This is a genomic window from Alkalispirillum mobile (assembly GCF_003664325.1).
Taxonomy (GTDB): Bacteria; Pseudomonadota; Gammaproteobacteria; order Nitrococcales; family Halorhodospiraceae; genus Alkalilimnicola; species Alkalilimnicola mobilis.
On the sequence record NZ_RCDA01000011.1, the window covers coordinates 1 to 1,940 of the forward strand.

General features: G+C 71.1%; 1 protein-coding gene. It reads left to right on the forward strand.

Annotation, left to right across the window (positions count from 1 at the left end; genetic code table 11):
• On the forward strand, positions 1-1,940 hold a 1,940-nt coding region (gene tkt / locus DFR31_RS13670), incomplete at both ends, for a transketolase (protein WP_121443251.1).

Here is a 1,940-nt window from a genome sequence, read left to right on the forward strand (position 1 = left end):
ATGCCCACACGCCGAGAGCTGGCCAATGCCATCCGAGCCCTGTCCATGGACGCGGTGCAGCGCGCGAAGTCCGGTCACCCGGGCGCGCCCATGGGCATGGCCGACATTGCCGAAGTGCTGTGGAACGATTACCTGCGCCACAACCCGACCAACCCGCACTGGTGGGACCGGGACCGTTTCGTGCTCTCCAACGGCCACGGCTCGATGCTGCTCTACAGCCTGCTGCATTTGAGTGGCTACGAGCTGCCCATGGCGGAGCTGAAGGCCTTCCGCCAGTTGCACTCCAAGACCCCCGGCCACCCGGAGTACGGCTACACCCCCGGGGTGGAGACCACCACCGGGCCGCTGGGCCAGGGGCTGGCCAACGCGGTGGGCCTGGCGCTGGCCGAGCGCACCCTGGCCGCGCAGTTCAACCGGCCGGGCCATGCGCTGGTGGACCACTGGACCTACTGCTTCCTGGGCGATGGCTGCCTGATGGAGGGGGTGAGCCACGAGGCCTGCTCGCTGGCCGGCACGCTGAAGCTGGGCAAGCTGATCGGCTTCTTTGACGACAACGGCATCTCCATCGACGGCAAGGTGGAGGGCTGGTTCACCGACGACACCCCGGGCCGGTTCGAGGCCTACGGCTGGCACGTGGTGCGCGATGTGGACGGCCACGACTCGGAGGCGATCAAGCGCGCCATCGACGAGGCGCGGGCGGTGACCGACCGGCCGAGCCTGATCTGCGCCAAGACGGTGATCGGCTTCGGTGCGCCCAATGTCTGCGGCACCCACGGGGTGCACGGCGCGCCGCTGGGTGATGAGGAGATCCAGGCCACGCGCGAGTTCCTGCGCTGGGACCACGGCCCGTTCGAGATCCCTCACGAGATCTACGCCGGCTGGGATGCCCGCGAGCGGGGCAAGCGGCAGGAGGCCGAGTGGCACGAGCGGCTGGCCGCCTACCGCAAGGCGCACCCGGAGATGGCCGCGGAGTTCGAGCGGCGGATGAAGGGGCAGTTGCCCGAGCGCTTTGCCGATCACGCCGAGGAGGCGCTGGCCGCGGCGGTGGACGAGAGCGCCAAGGTGGCCACGCGCAAGGCCTCGGAGCAGGCGCTCAACCGCCTGGGCCCCTACCTGCCGGAGCTGATCGGCGGCTCGGCCGATCTCAGTGGCTCGAACAACACCAAGTGGGAGGACTGCGCGGTGATCGGCGGCGGCAAGGCCGACGCCGACGGCAACTACGTTCACTACGGGGTGCGCGAGTTCGGCATGAGTGCGCTCGCCAACGGGCTGGCGCTGCACGGCGGGTTCATCCCCTACACCGGCACCTTCCTGGTGTTCTCCGATTACGCGCGCAACGCCATCCGCATGGCCGCGCTGATGGGCATCCAGCAGGTCTTCGTGCACACCCACGACTCCATCGGCCTGGGCGAGGACGGCCCCACCCACCAGCCGGTGGAGCACCTGGCCAGCCTGCGGCTGATCCCCGGGCTGCACGTCTGGCGCCCGTGTGACGCGATCGAGACCCAGGCGGCGTGGCAGGCGGCGATCGAGCGCCGGGACGGGCCGAGCCTGCTCGCGCTCTCGCGCCAGGGGCTGCCGGCGCAGGCGCGCAGCGACGAGCAGCTCCAGCAGATCCGCCGCGGCGGCTACGCCCTGGTGGAGCCCGAGGGTGAGCCGGAGCTGATCCTGCTGGGCACGGGCAGCGAGGTGGAGATCCTGCGCCAGGCGGCCGAGCGGCTGGCCGAGGCGGGGCGCCGGGTGCGGGTGGTGTCCATGCCCTGCCTGGAGGTGTTCCAGCGGCAGTCACAGGATTATCGCGAGGCGGTGCTGCCGGCCGGTGTGCCCGTGATCGCCATGGAGGCGGCCCACCCGATGCCCTGGCAGGCGCTGCTGGGCGACCGGGGCCGGGTGATCGGCATGGAGACCTTCGGCGAGTCGGCCCCGGGGCCGGCGCTCTA